Here is a 17,500-nt window from a genome sequence, read left to right as displayed (position 1 = left end):
GTCAGCGCATTTCCCTGATTGTTTCGAGGGGTGAGGTCTGGGCATCGCGGCGCGCCACCTCGATGGCGGCGATGCTGGAGAACAAGGCTGTGCAGACAGTCACAACGAGATAGCTCCAGGGCACAGCCAGAGTTTCCGGGGGCGGATCGAAGGCGCCCTGCAGAACGGTCACCAGCATCCAGGCGATGAGGCCGCCGGCAACAAGGCCAATCAAAGCGCCAAGGGTGAAGACCAGCCCGCCCTCCAGCCACAAAAAGGCGGCGATCTGGCGCGGACTAGCGCCGAGCAGGGCCAGGATGGCAAAGCTGCGCCGGCGATCCGCCAGCCCCAGCGCGAGCACCAATCCGGCCGCGGCGGCAATGGCGATCACCGCAAAGCCGAGTTCCAGCCGGGTGAGGCCAGAAAGATCCACCGCCGTCAGGCTGGAGCCGATAAGGTGGCTGGCCTCGCCGACATCGCTGACGCGAAGATCGGGCCGTCCAACCAGTGCCGCCGAGATGGCCCTATGCAGGCTCTGCGGCGAAGTCGCGGCCCTGGCCAGCAGGATCTCGGCATCCCCCATGCCGGTCATTCGCGCGATATAGCTCGCATTGGCCACCAGGAAGGAATCCCGTGGCGCGGTCGGGAACTCCCTGACGACCCCGACAAAGGTGAACGGTACGCTCACGAAGGCCTGCGTTCCCGCATGCTTGATGCGAAGGTTCAGGCGGTCGCCCGGCGTGAGCTGGAAGTCGGAGACGGTTTCCTCGGAGACCAGCACGCCATCCTGTACACCCGCCAATGCTTCCAGCGTGCCACGGGCATCGTGGCTGGCGAAAAAGGCGTCGGATATCGAGGTCGCCTCGCCGACACGCCGGGGATCGATGCCATAGAGATCCTGGAGGTCGGTGCCGACATAGGCGTAGCGATGCTGCATCGGCTCGATGGCGGCAACCTCGGGCAGCGAGGCGAGTTTTGCGATCTGCGCCCCGGCCGGCCTTCCCGTCTCGCCCTGCACCGTGACATCAGCGCCATTGGTAAGTTGCGCATCCACGAGCGCCTGGCCTTGATAGGTCGTGTTGAAGATTGCAGTCGAAACCGCAAAAGTGAAGGCCAGGGCCGTGAGGCCCACACCGATGGCGAGGCGCCCATGCTGCCGCGACAGGCTGGCGGCAACGCCCTGGGAGAGGGCACCGGAAAGCGGAAAGACGAGCCAGGCGAGCAGCCAGCGGCCCCGTTGCACCAGAGTGGTGACGCAGCGCATCGTGATGAGGCCGATACCGATCCACAACAGCAGCGGTGCCAGGAAGGACCAGTAGTCTGCCGAGGTTTCCGCCACGCCCTCCGTCGCCAGGACAATTTGGTAGCCGCTCTCGACCGTGCGCCAATAGACCAGCCCCGCAAGTCCGAGCAGGATGAAGTCGAGATGGATGCGCCACCAGAGCGGCGTCTCCCGCAGGCCAACACTCATGCGCCCGGCGATAACGCTCAGCCGCCTCGTCCGATGCCAGGCTGGCAGCAGGATCGCGCCAAGAGCGAGCACCAGTCCGCCGACGGCGCCCAGCACCATCATCCCCAGCGCATCCCTTTCCAGGGTCATGCCCAGCACGATCGGGCCGACGAGAACAATCAGACAGGCGGCGAGCAGCGTCGCCGCCAGCCATATCGCCATCGTTTCCGCCAGTGCGAGCGTCAGGATGGTGGATGCCGATGCACCCCGCTGCCTCAGCAAGGTCTGGTCGCGCTGCCGCGCCCGTTCGCCCGAAGCGGCCGTGGCGACGGTGAGCAGCCCCGCCAGGACAAGGCCCGGTGCACCGAGGAACAGGAACAGTACCCTCGCATAGAGCGCATCCGCCCGGGCTGCATCGAGGCGCGCGGCGAGATTATTGGCAAGCACACCCTGCCCGGCGAGGAGAAGCTCGAGATTGTGCCCGGCAGCGGCCACGGATCGATAAGCCGCAAGCGGATCCGTCGGCAGGGATGCGTGATCAAGCGTTGCGTGGATCTGCCAGCGCACGCTTCGCGGGCTATCCACGGCCTGCTTTGCGAAAAAGCCCTGCCAGAGATCGAGCGGCAGGATGAGCACATTATCCGGCGGCGCCTGTGGGGCCGCTCCCGGCGGTATGCCAATGGCCTGGAACATGGCGTCCGCATTGGGCAGATCGACCACCCCGGCAATGGTGACCGTCTGCGAGGAGGTATCGGGGAGATGGACGATGATGTTATCGCCCACTCCGACATGAAGATTGGACGCCATCTGCTGGGTGACGAGCGCACCGCTTAACGCGCCCTGCAGGAGCCTGATTTGCCCCGGGAAGGTCTCGGCATAGGTCTGGCTGAGGCCCAGGACCTGCCCCGCTCCGGTGGTCTGCACCGTATCGGCGGTGCTGGCTTCGAAGCCGTCGACGGAGGCATAGCCCACCTTCTCATGGCGCCTCACGCCCGCCGCCTCGCCAAGCGCGGCCTGCCCCGTTTCCACCGGCACAGCGGGCGCCAGCTCGATCTGCCAATCCACCGGCACGGCTGCAATGGAGCGCGCCGTCATGGCCGCTTCGCTGTTCTTGAGAAAGGCCAGCAGCAAAGCCAGCAGGGCGATGGTGATTGCCACGCCACAGACAGTGCCGGCCATGCGCCAGGGACGCGTACGCGCCAAGCCGCTGAGCCACCATCCCCCTGCCGCGACGATTCGAAGGGCTGGCAAGGCCGTCTTCATGCGACCCTGCCCACGGCATGGCCGTTGCCGAGGGCCGTCTCCCGCTCGGCCCCGCCTTGCGCCGACGGCACGTGCCCCAGAGGACCGACAGTGTCGAGCAAACCGTGATAAATGGTCCAAGTCCTGTCGAGGCGCCGCGCCACCTCGACATCATGTGTGGCGATCACCACGGCGCATTTGTTGTCCGCGGTCCAGCCAAGAAGCGCCTCGATCGCCGCCATGCCATTGAGATGGTCGAGCTGGCTGGTCGGTTCGTCAGCGAGGATCAGGTCGGGCCGGGCGACGATGCAGCGGGCGAGCACGACCCGCTGGGCCTGACCGCCGGAAATCTCCTCGGGCAGTTTGTCGGCAAGATCCTGTACCCTGAACAGGGACAAGGCCGCAGCGGCCCGCTCCTCCGCTTCTCCGGCCCCACCGCCTCTCAGCATATGCGGCAGCGCCGCGTTGGCGATGACTGTCAGGGACGGGATCAGGCTCGGCGCCTGGAAGGCCAGAGCAATGTCGCTGCTAGCGAGGCCGACCGGCTGGCTGCTGCGACCGGGCAACCCCGGCCAGGCGATCGTTCCGACATCGGGCTTGTCGAGGCCTGCGATCAGGGCGAGGAGTGTCGACTTGCCGCTGCCGGACGGTCCGGCGAGGGCGATACGGTCCGTTGACGCGATCTCGAAGGACGCAGAGGCGAGTGCCCCAACCTTTTGTCCGGCAAAGGCAAAGGAGCGCTGCAGATCCCGGGCGACAACGAGCAGCTTGGAGCCCTCAGCCATCGACCACTCTCCCATCCCTGAGATGAATGGCGCGGTTGGCCATGCGGGCGACGGCCTCGCTGTGGGTCGCGACCAGGGCTGCCGCGCCCTGATCGCAGCGCCGGTGGATCTGCGAAAGGATGGCCGCCTCGGTCCCGGTGTCGAGCTCGGCCGTCGGCTCGTCGCAGAGGAGCACGGCGCGCCCACCTGCGAGCGCGACGGCGAGGCCACCTCTTGCGACTTCTCCGCCCGAGAGCTGGGTCGGCAGCTTGTCGCCTTGCCCGCCCAGCCCCAGCTTTTCGAGCAGTTGGTGGACATCTTCATCCTCGCCCGTGCCAACCAGATGCTGCTGCAGCCGGATGTTCTGGAACATCGTAAGGTGATCGAAGAGCGTTCCAGACTGCATCAGCATGCCGATATGACGGCAGCGCAATTGGGAGCGCGCAGCCTCCGTGCGATGCGACATCCGGGAGCCAGCCACCCTGACATAGCCGCCATCAGGCTCGTCCAGCCCGGCGATGCAGGCAAGCAGGGTGGATTTGCCGCTCCCGGACGCGCCGATGAGCGCCACCATTTCGCCCTGGCTGAGATCGAGGCTGACATCGCGCAGAGCGAACACCTCGTCATCGCCGGTCCGGTAGAATTTGTGCAGGTTCCGCCCTTCGACCACCACCGACATGACGTCACTTCCAGCGGAAGGAATCAGAGATCAGCTGCCACTGATCGGCATTGTCAGCGCCAAGAGGAGCGGAGAGATCGAGGGTGGCAAGCTTGCCGTTGTGAAAATAGAAGAAGCGCTCGTTTTCAAGCCGGCGCTGCGATGACGTCACCGAATTGGGTTCGGAGTTGGAGTTGTACAGGATGCGAATGACCGTTCCGCTCTTTCGAGAGACGGTGCTCACGCCCTTGATCTCGACCGCCCTACCCTCCTTCTGGAGCTTGGGAACGATCTGCCCCTTCACAACATCCAGCGTCGGCGCCGTAGCGGCATCCTCGATGTTGACCGCTATGGTGTCGTATTTGTCGGCGAACTGGACCTGATGCGGCGTCGTGCGCCGAGCCCACCCTTCAGGTGCCTTGAGCTCATAGCCGTCGGAAGATCGGTAGGTCACGAAGACCTGGTTGTCCGGAATGTCACCGGGCGGATTGTGCTCGGGCGCCACCGGCTTTTCGGCGGCGAAGCCGGTTGCCATCGCGAGCATCAATGCTGCTGCAGCCGTACCGGCAACCGAACGCAATCGAGTGTGAATTCTTGCGGCTTGCCCCTTCATGGCGAACTCCTACCAGAACCAGCCCCCGCGAAACCGACAATAGGAACGGAGACTTAGGCTGGAGTTAGGGGTCACCGGCTCAGATGTCGCCAATTTGACAGCGGATTAAAAGGCGCCTTCCGAACCCCATGCGGGTTCACACTCGGACTGGGAGGAGGCAAGCAAGAAACCCGGTGTGGCATACGTTCGCATGGCGTCCCGACTGATATCCGTCCGGGCGTATAGGCTCGTCTCTACAGCCACTGTCACGACGTTCGCACGTACGAGAGACCGAGACGTCCGCGCTCCCGGTCAGAACTTATAGCCCACCCGCATGCCGTAATTCGTCAGGCCGCGATTCTTGTCGCACAGGCCGGCGTTCGAATTGTGCTCCACCGTGGCCATGATGCGCCAGTGCTCGGTGATATCGTAGCCCAGGCTCCCCGATTCCCGGAACAGCGCATGGCAGCCGAGGTCGCTGCGGTGGGTGCCATCCTCGGAAAAATTGTTGAGGCTGCCGCCGAACGTGCCTTCCACGAAAATGTTCTGCGTCACGTTGTACTGCCAGGCCACGCCCGCATAGACGGTGGAGGTTCCGCCGCCGAAATTCAGCGTGGTGCCGAAATTGGGCCGCGGCAGCCACCATGTCTGCTCGCCACCCCAGGGCTTGGCGAACAGGATTTCGGCGTTGAAATCCGGCCCGGTGCTCTTCTCGGGACTGGTGAGATCGTGCAGCAGCCCGCCGAAGCGCAGTTCATTGATGAAGGCATCGGCCCCGAAAGAGGCAGTAGTCGCGTCCTGGGCATGCGAAGCAACGACCATGAGAAGCAGAATAAAGACGCCGGAAAGGACGTAACGCATGGACTGACATCCTACGCCCCCGAGGCTCAAGCTAGCATAGGGAATTTTTTCACCAAGTCTTTTTAGCCAATGCGATCAAAGGTCCACTGCCTCATCAGCGGCACGCAGGTGAGGAGATAGCCGCTGTCCGCCGGTAACCCCGCCAACGGTTGGGAGCCACAATCGCCACAACATCGGACACCGCGAACTTGTCCGCCGACGTGATGCCGTAGAGCCCGATCGGCACACTGGCCGAGGTGTTCCAGATTAGCTTTTTGGGAAAATGGACGAAAGCTGAAACATGAGTGGCTTTGTGGCCGCTCGTCTCGCGAAGTAGCGGGTTGCAATGACCCGCACAGACATATCCAATGAAACCATGGGCATCAATAGTGGTATTACCACAATCGAAAGAAAACAATGACGATCATGGCGACAGATGCGACGAAAAAGAGCGCAGCGGACGATGGCGAGGTAGAAGCCACGCAGCAAGGCGCGCCAGCAAAGCGGCCGCGCCCCGCCTTGATTACGAGGCGTACGCCGAAAGCCGGTGATAAGAACAAAGGCCGCGATGAAGTGGTCAGCCGTATCCTCGAGCTGGTTCAAGATGGCTACCTACATCCAGGCGATAGGCTCCCTCCCGAGCGAGAGCTCAATGATATTTTCGGTATTGGCCGTCCAAATCTTCGCGAGTCGCTGCGAGCGTTGCAGACCCTTGGCGTGATCGAGATACGTCATGGCGGGGGTGCATACGTCACATCATTGGACGCCCGTCGCCTCCTCGCCCCTCTGAATTTTCTGCTCTCGCTCACACCTGCTGTTCTTGATGACAGCAGTGAGATGCGTCGTCTCATCGAAGTCGCTGCGGTCGAGAAGGCGGCATTACGCATGACCAAGGCCGACCTCGAGGATTTCGAGGCTATGATGCAGGCACACGCGGCAGTCAAAGCCGATTATGTCGGCTTTCTCATCCTCGACAGCCGCTTTCACTCAAGGCTGTACGAGCTGAGCGGCAATGTGGTGCTCGAACAGATCGCTATGGCCCTTTACAACATTGGTCTTGAACATCGGCGGAAGCTGATGTCGCAGCCAGGCGAGATAGCAAAGAGCACCGCTGACCATCGTGCAATTGTCGACGCGCTGAAAGCCAAGGACGTCGATGGCGCAAAAATGGCGATGGACGTTCATCTCAGGCACATTGCAGATAGTTCGCACCAGGTATTGAGAGGCCGTTCGCCCAGGCGTGTCGACAAACGGCCGTAGCTCGATCCCCGCATCGTGTGCAGTCGATCGCGGCAACTCCGGCAAGTCCGGACCAGCCATGCCATGGTCCAGCGCCCGATGATAGATCGCTGCCACGGAGGCAGCCAATTCGCTCCTCACCCCGAGACCGCGTCCCACTGCCTCCACATCGCGGATGGTCTGGCCGGCGTTCGCCAGAGAGAAGCGATGCGAAGAAGATTCTCCTTCCAAGGCCCAGAACATGAAGGTGTGAAATACTGACAGTCCATCCGGCTGGTGCGGATTAAATCGTCGAAGTGCCGCCCTGTAAGTCCGGATTTCAGCGCCAAGACAAGCGCTTCCGAATATATTGCAGTTTAGCCAAGCGATACAAAATTGGTGACCAGCTTCTGACCGCTGCCGCGAGGTACGATAGGTTGGATAGTGTCGGCAATCGTATCCAAAAGTGGTCGTATGCGTTCGAACAAAGGCGTACTGGCGCCAACGAGTGTCGAAAGCTTACCTTGCCGCGCTTCAGCAGGAGACCTTCCCAGCGGCGCGTCGAGGCGACGACGTGGTACGGTCGATGATGAAGACACCATGGGGGCACGAGACGCTATCCCATCGTGCCCCTACACGAGTTCCTTCACTTGGTCCGCGTTGACCCAGGCTAACATTGATCATACAAACAGTGGTCTGACCACATCTGCACGCCTCTGCCTCGCAGGCCAGCGCCATACAAATAGGTCAGTTTTAGGAGGAAACATGAAGCCGGTAAGACGGAGACTGATCTTGCTTGCCAGCCTGGCTGGGCTGGCAATGACGTGTACGATCCCAGCAAGCGCGGACGAAAAACATCTGACCATCCTCGCGACAATGCCCGATATGGCATTTCCCTTCTTCACCCACATGATGACACAGGTCAAAGCCGAGGCGGCGAAGATCGGTGGTGTTGACATCATCGAGGCCGATGGCCAGCGCAGCTCGCCCAAGCAGACGGCGGATATCGAGGCGGCGATCACCAAAGGAGTCGACGGCATGTTCCTCGATCCGAACGAGGTCGATGCGCTTGCTCCAGCCGTGCAGGAAGCGGTCGACGCCAATATTCCAGTGGTAACGGTCGACCGCCGCGTCGATAAGGTTGCCGGCGTGCTGGCGCATGTCGGCGCCGATAATGTCAAGGGTGGCGAAGTGCAAGGTGAGCTGATCATGAAGCTCTTCCCTAACGGTGCCACCGTAATGAACCTGCAAGGCCAGTCCGGGGCTAGCCCAGCCATCGACCGTAACAAGGGACTTCACAACGTCCTCGATAAAGCGGCTGACAAATACAAGTTTGTTTTCGAAGATACAGCTGGCTTTGATCGCGCCAAGGGGCTAGCCATGACGGAATCTGCCTTAGATGGCATGAAAACGCCCCCGGACGTGATTGTTTGCGCCAATGACGATATGGCTCTTGGCGCCTTGCAGGCCCTGAAGGCCCGTAACCTGATCGGCAAGGTCAAGCTGATTGGATTTGACGCGCTCCCGGAAGGCCTGGCACAGATCCGGGACGGCAACATGACCGCGACCATTGAGCAGTCCCCCGGCGGCCAGAGCAAAGCGGCGCTTGATGCGCTCGTTGAGTTCATTCGCCACGGTACCAAACCCGCTCAAGCCGTGACGTTGCTCACGCCGATCGCGATTACGAAGGACAACCTCAACCAGTCCGAGCGGCTCGACGAGGTCAAGTGAACTCCCGTCCGCGACATCAAAACGCTGCCCTCCCCGTACCACGGGGCGGGCCTCAGCAGGGCACATCGGGCCTAGCTCGATCACGGGAGAAATAGCCAAACCTATGTCCATGCCTCTGTTGAACATGGTGGGGATCACTAAGTGCTTCCCTGGCGTAGTTGCCCTCGACAACGTGAATTTTGAAGTCACTCCGGGTGAAGTCCACGCCTTGCTCGGAGAGAACGGGGCCGGCAAATCTAGCCTTCTCAAGATACTCTCGGGCGCCCAGCAACCTGACGAAGGCACGATAGCTCTTTTGGGCGACAATATCGTCTTCGCTTCTCCGCATGACAGCCAGCGCAGCGGGATTGCCACGATCTACCAAGAATTTACGCTGTCGCCTAACATGACTATCGCCGAGAATGTATTCATCGGGCGAGAGCCCGGCCGTTGGCCCTTCGTCAACTGGTCGAAAATGGCGGCGGACACGAAGGCGATCACCTCACAGCTTGGCCTGCACCTGCAGCCGATGGCGCTGGTGCGCAACCTCAGCGTCGCCGAGCAGCAGATGGTCGAAATCGCGCGTGCGCTATCCATGGAAGCACGACTGATTGTGATGGATGAGCCAACGGCTGCTCTGTCTTCCAGTGAGGTGGACAAGCTGTTTGGCATCATCCGAAACCTGAAGGCACGCGGCTTCAGTATCATCTTCGTCACTCACCGGCTCGAAGAGGTTATGCAGATCTGCGATCGCTACACCGTGTTGCGCGACGGCAGGCAAGTGGGCGCCGGAACGGTAGCCAATACCTCAGTTTCCGAGATCATTCGCCTGATGGTCGGCCGTGACGTCGCTTCGCTAGGTGGGCCCCGGGCAGCGGCGAAGATGGGGGAGGTAGCCTTACGGGTCGATGGATTATCTCGGCGGGGCGACGCCCAGGACCAAAATGCCATCGTCCTCGAAAATGTGAGCCTTGAGGTACGTCGCGGTGAGATACTCGGCATTGCCGGGCTGGTCGGCGCCGGCCGCACCGAAACAGCGCGCGCGATCTTCGGAGCCGATCGCTTCGACAGCGGCCGCATCTTGGTCGACGGGAAGCCTGTAGATATCCGCTCGCCGCGAGACGCCATCAGGCACGGCATCGGACTGGTTCCCGAGGATCGCAAACAGCAGGCCTTGTTCCTGTCTCTGGCGGTACGCACTAACCTTTCGATGACGGCGCAAAAGCAGATCACCCGATGGGGCTGGTTCATCGACGAAACCGCCGAACGCAAGCTCGCCGGGCGTTATAGAGACATGCTCAATATCCGCATGGCAAGTCAGGACCAGGCGATCGCCAATCTCTCTGGGGGCAATCAACAAAAGGTCGTTCTCGCGCGCTGGCTGGCCCTGCGGCCTCGGGTTTTGATCATCGATGAGCCGACACGCGGGATCGATATCGGCGCCAAAGTCGAAGTGCACAATCTCCTGATCGACATGGCGAAGGATGGCATTGCCATCATCGTCATCTCGTCGGAACTACCCGAAGTCATGGCGATCAGCGACCGCATAGTCACCATGCGCGAGGGCAAGGTGATCGGCGAACTTGGGCGCGATGCCGCCACGCAGGAGTCGTTGATGGCAATGATGACGCTAGGTGCCAAGGCCCCCGTGGCAGGGCAGAGGAGACAGGCATGAGCGAAGCTGCGACGGCGAAACCCACCTCGCGCCCTACCGATTTCGTCGGGGTGGCGGCTCGGTTCGCACCCTTGATCTTCCTTCTTGTTCTAATGATCGGATTCGCGATCGGGGAGCCGCGATTCCTGACGCCGTTCAACTTGTTCAATGTAATGCGGCAGGTCTCGATCGTCGGGCTGCTCGCAATAGGCATGACCTTCGTGATCCTAACGGCGGGCATTGACCTTTCCGTCGGTTCGCTTTTGGCTTTCGCCGGCTTGGCAGCCGCCGCAGTCGCCAAAGGGGGGCTTGCTAATCGCTTTTCTGTCGGCACCGGCCAGGACTCCCTTGGTTATGGTTGGGAGCTCGCGCTTCTGGCCGCCGTCTTGGTCGGCATGGCCGGTGGCTTCATTCAGGGTTTTGCAATCACCCGGCTTAAGGTGCCGGCATTCGTAGTGACGCTTGGCGGGATGTCGGTGTTCCGCGGGGCCGCACTGCTGCTCGCCGGCGGCGGCCCAATCAGCGGCTTCGCCCCCGACTTCATCTGGTGGGGCCAAGGCAAAATCGGTCCGGTACCAATCCCCGTAGTAATATTCATCGCGTTTGCTCTTTTGGCGCACATAGTGCTGCGCTATACGCGTTATGGACGTCAGCTTTATGCCGTCGGCGACAATGTAGAAGCGGCGCGGCTATCGGGTCTAGATGTGCGGGCTGTGATCTGCAGTGTCTATGTGATCATTGGATTTTTTGCCGGTATCGGTGCCTTCGTGCTCTCGGCGCGGCTAGATTCCGCAGAGGCCGTGGCCGGTACCGGCTACGAACTCACCGTTATCGCTTCCGTTGTTATCGGCGGAACTAGTCTGTTTGGCGGCATCGGAACAATCTTTGGTACGGTGATCGGCACCATCCTCATCGGCGTATTGCTGAACGGCTTGGTTCTGATGGGCGTGTCGCCATATATCCAGCAGATCATTATCGGCGTCATTATTGTCCTCGCCGTTGCATTCGATACCTTTGCGAAATCTCGCCGCCGAACAACCTGACGAGACAAGCGCAGGAGAATTGGACGGCATGCTGAATTACCGTGGGCGGAAAACGATGGCGGGCATAAGAAATGGACGCCATCCCCCTACCTTGCCACCGTCCAGACGTTTACGTGACAATGCTCTGTAGAGCCCTGTATTTGCGGCTCACGGCCTGATCGGACGTGAAATGAATTGGCCCGTTCTGACCATGACCCCGGCCTATGGCAACGGGTCCAGCTTCTCGATACGGCGTATAAAGGGGACGGGAGGCGCGGAGGCCAAATCTCGTCTTCCCTGAGTTGGCCGAGGATTGCGCTATTGCAGATGATGAACCTGCGGGACGCCGAACACCGGTGTGGGTATGCCCTCCAGGCGCGCCTTCAACTGTAGCGACAGATACTGGGAGTAATGCCGCGACTGATGCAGGTTGCCTCCGTGGAACCAAAGCGCCTCCTGTCGGGTCGGCTTCCACATATTGCGCGGTTCGCCCTCCCACGGCCCAGGGTCTTTGGTCGTGCCCGAACCGAGTCCCCAGACTTTGCCGACGGTGTCGGCGACGTCCTGCGAGATCAGCTTGGCAGCCCAGCCGTTCATCGAACCATAGCCTGTAGCATAGACAATCAAGTCGGCTGGCAGTTTTTCGCCACTACTCATGATAACGCCATCCGAGGTGATTTCGCGGATGCCCACGCCGCTCCTGAGCTTAATGTCACCGTCGGCAATAAGCGCGGAAGCGCCGACGTCAATGTAATAACCCGAACCCCGCCGCATGTACTTAAGGAAAAGTCCGGATTCGTCGTCCCCGAAATCGAGCAAAAATCCCACCTTCTCAAGTCGCTCCAGCAGATGAGCATCAGCGCCTCTGATTGCGGCGGTCACAGGCTTGAGGATCTCCGGCATCAGCCTATAGGGCACCGAAGCGTTGAGGAGATCCGCCTTGTCCGTTGTGATGCCACGATCGAGGGCGTCCTCCGAATAAAGCCTGCTGATGCCGAACCTGAACAAAGCTTCCGAGGTGGCAACATGGGTCGACGTGCGCTGCACCATAGTGACATCGGCACCGTTCTCCCAAAGGTCAGCGCAAATATCGTGAGCGGAATTGTTTGAGCCGATGACCACACATTTCTTGCCGCGATAGACCTCGCTGCTTTTGTAGCGGCTGGAGTGGCATTGTTCTCCTCCAAACCTCTCCATGCCCGGAAAATTCGGCTCATTTGGAATGCCGGACATGCCCGTCGCGAGGATCAGATGCTTGGGCATCAGCGTAACAGGCTTGCCCTCACGCATGACCTCGACAGTCCATTCACCGCGCTTGGGCTCAAACGAGGCTTTCTGACAGGTGGTCGAGGTCCAGACATTGAGCTCCATCACCTTGGCATAGGCCTCGAGCCAGTCGGCCATCTTGTCCTTGGGCGAGTAAACTGGCCAGTCGTCGGGGAACGGCAGATAGGGCATGTGGTCGTACCACACGGGATCGTGCAGGCAGAGCGACTTGTACCGCTTGCGCCATGAATCCCCTGGTCTTTCATGGGTCTCGACAAGAACGGTTGGGACACCAAGCCGCTTCAATCGCGCGCCCAAGGCAAGTCCACCCTGACCCGCGCCAACGATCAGGCAATAGGGCTGGAGATCCCTGCCGAGCGCTTCGTCTTCCTGCTGGCGTCGCTCAAGCCAGGTCTGCCGGTCGCGGTGAGCCCCATGCTGAGCGCCCATGACACGGCGGCGGCCCTTCTTCTCTTCGAAGCCTTTCAGTTCCTCCATGGAAGTGAGCAACGTCCAGCAGAGATTACCCTTGAGGCGGATGTGGCCGATGCATCTCGCCTCGACCGTCTCGAAACTGAAAAATCCCTCGGCCACCCCTTCGGTGTCGCTTGCACCTTCATGGAGGGCAAATGCGTTAGGCTGCACGCGTTCCAGCGTGGCTTGGATCATCTCTCCAATTTCCTGCTTTCCTTCGGCGGTATGGAGATTCCAGGTGAAAGCCAGCAGGTCGCGCCAATAGCTGTCCGTGCCGAATAAGGAGAGAAGCTTGAGCCGGTCACCTTTTGCGGCGGCGGCGGCGAAACGATCCAGCCACGCAGAGAGGCGGCGACCAGCATCTTCATTGCCCATGGTGTTTCGTCCCACTAATTTTGATGTGGCGGCCCCTTATAGTTCTGAGGCCCGGTATATTTACACAGTTCACGGAATTCCATGACTCGCGATCTAAATGCAGAGCCTCTCCTGGCCGAGGAAATGGAAGCGGAGAAGAAACATGCTCACGCGCTGAACCACCTCGGGCGCTCCCACTCTAATTGGGACAGCATAGAACAATGAATGCGGAGCTTATCGCCATCGGTTATTCTTGCGTGGAAGGCTTGAGTCCGCCTTGCACGCCACGGTCGAAATGGTGGATCAGGCTGCTGGCTTTGGAGGTGCGGGCTGTGATCGCCATCTGCAGCGCCGCTGCGGCAAGCCCGGCCCGTAGATGGGTCTGCATGCAGAGCCCTCAACGCCGGACGATGGCCATCGAACCCGACGATTTGCGTGGCCTCGTCCCTGGCCTTCCGCATGCTTGAACGCATGCCCCCCCATTCTTTGCGCTCCCAAGCGCCGTGGCCGAATGTCGTGTCAGCCACCCATCTTCATCAGTTCGCCCTTCGCCTCCGTGCTCCAGCGTGCGGCACGCTTCAAGAAGGCGATCGCCTTGGCCCTGTCCATTTCGTAGCCTTCTCGACCCTCGGCCATGTCGCGGGCGACAGCGAGAACGGCGTCGGCATTGCCTTGATCGGCCGCCAGCTTGTAGAGGAGTGCCGCCTCACGCGGATCCTGAGGCAATCCGCCCTTGCCCTCTTCGTAGAACCTGCCGAGATCGTACTGCGCGTATTTGTTGCCCTTGTCGCTCGCCTGCTTGAAGAGCCGGGCAGCCTGCTTGTCATCCTTCGGCAGGCCGTAGCTACCCCGCTCATAGGCCTTCGCCGCAAAGTCCCAGGTCTGGGGATCGTTGCCGGCCACGGCCTTCAGGATCAGACGCAGCGACTCTTCCGGGTTTTTCGACAATCCGCCTGTGCCCCTGAAATACATTCTTGCCAGATCAAACGCCGCCTGGGCGCTGCCGAGTGCCGCCGCCTGGTGCCAGAGCAGTATGACATCTGCTTGCCTGCCTTCGTCCAAGCTCAACGGTAGACCGAGCGCATAGAGTGCGTCTGCATCGCCCTTGTCGGCGGCCTCCTTGACAAATCGGATCTGCGCCTCGTTGGGGTCTGTGGCAAGGGTCGTATCTCCGAATAGGTTCCGGCGCTGCGACCTGGCCTCTGTGGCGTCCGACACCGTCGCCTTGTCTAAAAGGAGCATGGCCTGCCGGGGATCTTCCTGGAAACTATCCTCGCCGCGCCAATAGAAAGTGGCCAGTGCGACCTGCGCCGCGGCATAGTTCAGGTCCGCGGCACTCTTATAGCTTCGGCCGGCCCGTGCCATTTCATCGACCGACCGCGACCCCACGCCCCCGCGTGCTTCATGCGCCCGACCGAGGTTGAAAAGCAGGCGCGGATTGTTCGGATCAGCGGCCAGCGCCGCTTCGCAAGCCGCGATGGCCTCGTCCGGTTCGATCCCGTACAGGCCAATTCCCGCACCGACCCCATCCGGATCGGTGTACGAGCCCGCCAAACGGTCGCACTCGGTCGATTGACCGGCGAAGGCGCTCCCCGCCATCAACAATCCGAACAATCCAGCGATAATCATTCGGCACGACCGCATCGAGCCACTCCCTCCTGCCCGTTCGGTTCTCCAAACCATATTTGGATCTTCGCGCTTAGTACATGGATCGTGTCCCAGGACAGCTTGCGGTCCACGCCGATGAAGGCAATTTCAAGCTTGGGAATGCTTTTAAGGCTGGAACTCAAATCCAGTCACGGTCACCGATTGCGGGCCGGACGGAGCTGCCCCGTGCATCAGCCAGAGATTGAGATGCAGGCGCTCGCAACTTGTGCTGGTATGGTCGGGGATCAGGTCCTTAATCCCGTCGTGGTTGCTGGGCATCCACGAAGCGATTGCTGCTTCTGGGGGCGGTAGATTACCTAGTGACCACCTGCCAGAATAGCAAACAAAATATGACGCTCGATTGAGGCCTTCGTCAATGTGCCAGTGATTATATATAGTGATGACCTCGGTCTTAGGAGGAATCTTAAAGAAATTCACGGGGTGAGGATTATGATCGTAGGGTTGCAAAGTGAACTGTGCGTTCCCTTCTCCACTTCGGAGCACCTCCAGAAAATCTATCTCACGATGAATATTGGCGCCATTGGAAGGAGGTGCCTCCGAATACTGATAGAGGAAGGCGCCAAAAATTGCATTGGGGTCGAGATCGGAGAATGATCCGCCATCAGCTTCTACCGTTATGAGGTATTTGCCGTAACCCAGCTTATCCATCAGAACCAATTCAGAAGTACGGCATTCATTCGGTTTGTTACTGGGCAATATTTGCAGCCGGATCCCTTTATCTGTGAGCTGAATGATACCCGGGTCGAAGATCGAGTTGAACGGTTCGCCAGCCCAGGTTCCCGACCTCTGGGTCCAGTGATAATTGATCCACCATTGCCTCCCAGCGAAGGTGATGAACGGATCACGTCCCGGGCAGTATTTTACCGCCTCTGGATTTCTAGTGTTGCTGGGTTGAAAATAAGAATCATCGTCATATGCTGACATTTTATGCCTCATGACTGTAGCATTTTAGCAAATAATACTTTATATCACAAGATATATACTACCTCATTATAGTATATAGGGCAAGCCTTAATTTATTGAAACTACGTCTTTAGAGGGGCACAGCGGGGTAGAGCAATGGCCATCGCGTACTCTGGTAAAATTTGGCTGTCGGCATGAACCATTCTGGAGTAAACACCGACGGCCATAGACACGGCGCCGCGCCAGGATGCTCACACGGCGAGACGCCAGCGTGAAATGAGACTTAATTGATGTTTCCTCAGAGGAAATTTGTAGATTTTTATATTGAATTGACTAGGGTCGTCTAAGTCTATTGTGTTAATCCACCTTTCAGTATGTCTTCGTACGTGGAAGAGGACCACGGAATGCCACGGCGTAGGGTGTGAGATGTGCCAGTTGCAGTAGTTGGCAGCCAAGCCGACGTTCGACGTGGCGCCCAACTCTGCCGTCGATCGCGAAACCCCGGGGTCAGAGGTTGTTTGGGGATGTCTCGAGAGCTTTAACTTATAACAAACATCATGCACATAGACTTGGGTATGCCACTGCTTAGTTACGGAGATTCTCCGGTTGACGGCGCCACAATCTGGCGTCAGCTGCGGATGTGTTCCGAACGCTGGCCAATGCAGATTTTCAGACTGCGTTGGACCGAAGAGAGGTCACAAATCTAAATATGGATCTGCTTCAATCCTCGCCGTGTGCCCATCTGGCAAAACGAAATCGATGTTCTTTCAATTTTACCGCAAGCGGGTGCGGAACTATGGCGAGATGCGGGACACCGAGCAGATCCCACACCTCATGGGTATCGCATGTGCAACGCTTCTCTCTTCGACCTATCCGGCAGGAAGGCCCTCGTCACCGGCGCGAGTCGGGGTATTGGGCGCAGCCTTGCGGAGGCCCTGAGCGCGGCCGGGGCGGAAGTCGCCGTGACGGCCCGGAACGCCGGCTCTCTGGAGGAAACGGTCTTCGCGATCCAGGCCAGGGGCGGCATCGCCCATGCGGTGGCGATGGATGTGACGTCGGTCGAGAGCTGCATGCAGGGAGTCGACGCGGCGGTCGAACGCCTGGGCGGCCTGGACATTCTGGTCAACAATGCGGGCGTCGAGGAGGTCCGCGCCTCGCTCGATGTGGACGAGGCGCTGTGGGACAAGATCCTCGACACCAACCTCAAGGGTGCCTTCTTCTGCGCGCAGGCGGCCGCGCGCGCGATGAAGGGCGCCGGGCATGCGGGCGCCATCATCAACCTGTGCTCGCTGACATCGCTTGTGGGCATTCCCACGGCCGTGCCCTACGGCTCTTCAAAGTCTGGCCTGCTCGGCATGACGCGGGCGCTGGCCACCGAATGGGCGGCCTCCAACATCCGCGTCAACGCCATCGTGCCGGGATATTTTCGCACGGCCATGACCGAGAGCTTTTATGAGGACGAGGCCTGGCAACAGGCCATGCTCGGCAAGATCCCGCAGCGCCGCTTCGGCAATCTGGACGATCTCCATGGCGTGGCGATCTTCCTGTGCTCGCAGGCGTCTGCCTACATCACCGGGCAGGCGATACCGGTGGATGGCGGTTACCTCGCCTCGATCTAGGCTGTGACATCGAGAGCAGCGCACCCACAACGCGGGAAGAATCGGCTTGGCGGCTGCTTGTATGTGCTTGTATATACTTCCCAGACG

15 protein-coding genes are annotated in these 17,500 nt (G+C 60.1%); 5 read left to right on the top strand and 10 right to left on the bottom strand.

The genetic code is table 11. The features are described from left to right. Position 1: 1 nt before the first annotated feature. From QQL24_RS02280 to QQL24_RS02260, 5 genes are all read right to left on the bottom strand, one after another. Positions 2-2,692: an ABC transporter permease gene (locus QQL24_RS02280; protein WP_284310255.1), complete on the bottom strand. Its 2,691-nt coding sequence runs from the start codon at positions 2,690-2,692 to the stop codon at positions 2-4. Continuing rightward, the gene (locus QQL24_RS02275; protein WP_284310254.1) at positions 2,689-3,456 is read right to left on the bottom strand and encodes an ABC transporter ATP-binding protein; all 768 of its coding nucleotides are present in this window, start codon (positions 3,454-3,456) and stop codon (positions 2,689-2,691) included. The genes QQL24_RS02280 and QQL24_RS02275 overlap by 4 nt, the downstream gene beginning before the upstream one ends. Then, positions 3,449-4,114, bottom strand: a complete 666-nt coding sequence (locus QQL24_RS02270; RefSeq protein ID WP_284310253.1) for an ABC transporter ATP-binding protein — start codon at positions 4,112-4,114, stop codon at positions 3,449-3,451. Before QQL24_RS02270 ends, QQL24_RS02275 begins: the two co-directional genes overlap by 8 nt. Before the next feature lie 4 nt (positions 4,115-4,118). After that, positions 4,119-4,706 (bottom strand): hypothetical protein, encoded by a 588-nt coding sequence (locus QQL24_RS02265; RefSeq protein WP_284310252.1) that lies wholly within the window; start codon positions 4,704-4,706, stop codon positions 4,119-4,121. 291 nt (positions 4,707-4,997) lie between these two features. After that, positions 4,998-5,546, bottom strand: coding sequence for an acyloxyacyl hydrolase (locus QQL24_RS02260; RefSeq protein WP_284310251.1), 549 nt, complete (start codon positions 5,544-5,546; stop codon positions 4,998-5,000). 396 nt (positions 5,547-5,942) lie between these two features. Here QQL24_RS02260 and QQL24_RS02255 point away from each other — a divergent pair, with 396 nt between their 5' ends. Further along, positions 5,943-6,785 carry a FadR/GntR family transcriptional regulator gene (locus QQL24_RS02255; protein WP_284310250.1) on the top strand — a complete coding sequence of 281 codons (843 nt, stop codon included), beginning with the start codon at positions 5,943-5,945 and terminating at the stop codon, positions 6,783-6,785. Between the two features lie 335 nt (positions 6,786-7,120). On the opposite strand, the gene QQL24_RS36510 is transcribed toward QQL24_RS02255, so the two are convergent. Then, complete coding sequence (locus QQL24_RS36510) at positions 7,121-7,345, bottom strand: NAD(P)-binding domain-containing protein (RefSeq protein WP_431310625.1); 225 nt, start codon at positions 7,343-7,345, stop codon at positions 7,121-7,123. Between the two features lie 190 nt (positions 7,346-7,535). Here QQL24_RS36510 and QQL24_RS02250 point away from each other — a divergent pair, with 190 nt between their 5' ends. From QQL24_RS02250 to QQL24_RS02240, 3 genes are all read left to right on the top strand, one after another. Next, a complete protein-coding gene (locus QQL24_RS02250; RefSeq protein ID WP_284310249.1) occupies positions 7,536-8,474 on the top strand; it encodes a substrate-binding domain-containing protein in 939 nt (312 codons plus the stop codon). A gap of 103 nt (positions 8,475-8,577) precedes the next feature. Continuing rightward, positions 8,578-10,128, top strand: a complete 1,551-nt coding sequence (locus tag QQL24_RS02245) for a sugar ABC transporter ATP-binding protein (RefSeq protein ID WP_284310248.1) — start codon at positions 8,578-8,580, stop codon at positions 10,126-10,128. Further along, complete coding sequence (locus QQL24_RS02240; protein ID WP_284310247.1) at positions 10,125-11,150, top strand: ABC transporter permease; 1,026 nt, start codon at positions 10,125-10,127, stop codon at positions 11,148-11,150. Before QQL24_RS02245 ends, QQL24_RS02240 begins: the two co-directional genes overlap by 4 nt. Positions 11,151-11,447: 297 nt before the next feature. Here QQL24_RS02240 and QQL24_RS02235 read toward each other — a convergent pair whose 3' ends face one another. The 4 genes from QQL24_RS02235 to QQL24_RS02220 all read right to left on the bottom strand — a co-directional run bounded on the left by QQL24_RS02235 (position 11,448) and on the right by QQL24_RS02220 (position 15,815). After that, positions 11,448-13,244, bottom strand: coding sequence for a flavin-containing monooxygenase (locus QQL24_RS02235; RefSeq protein WP_284310246.1), 1,797 nt, complete (start codon positions 13,242-13,244; stop codon positions 11,448-11,450). Between the two features lie 226 nt (positions 13,245-13,470). Beyond that, complete coding sequence (locus QQL24_RS02230) at positions 13,471-13,611, bottom strand: hypothetical protein (RefSeq protein ID WP_284310245.1); 141 nt, start codon at positions 13,609-13,611, stop codon at positions 13,471-13,473. A 131-nt stretch (positions 13,612-13,742) separates the two neighbouring features. Further along, complete coding sequence (locus tag QQL24_RS02225; protein ID WP_284310244.1) at positions 13,743-14,822, bottom strand: tetratricopeptide repeat protein; 1,080 nt, start codon at positions 14,820-14,822, stop codon at positions 13,743-13,745. 174 nt (positions 14,823-14,996) lie between these two features. Then, positions 14,997-15,815, bottom strand: a complete 819-nt coding sequence (locus QQL24_RS02220) for a hypothetical protein (RefSeq protein WP_284310243.1) — start codon at positions 15,813-15,815, stop codon at positions 14,997-14,999. Positions 15,816-16,639: 824 nt separating this feature from the next. Between QQL24_RS02220 and QQL24_RS02215 the strand changes: the two genes are divergently transcribed. Next, positions 16,640-17,413, top strand: a complete 774-nt coding sequence (locus tag QQL24_RS02215; RefSeq protein WP_284310242.1) for an SDR family NAD(P)-dependent oxidoreductase — start codon at positions 16,640-16,642, stop codon at positions 17,411-17,413. The last annotated feature ends 87 nt before the right edge of the window (positions 17,414-17,500 follow it).

It is taken from the genome of Labrys miyagiensis (assembly GCF_030160835.1).
GTDB classification, from domain to species: domain Bacteria; phylum Pseudomonadota; class Alphaproteobacteria; order Rhizobiales; family Labraceae; genus Labrys; species Labrys miyagiensis.
Note: the sequence above shows the minus strand (reverse complement) of the source record. Positions and strands in the feature narration are given on the sequence as shown.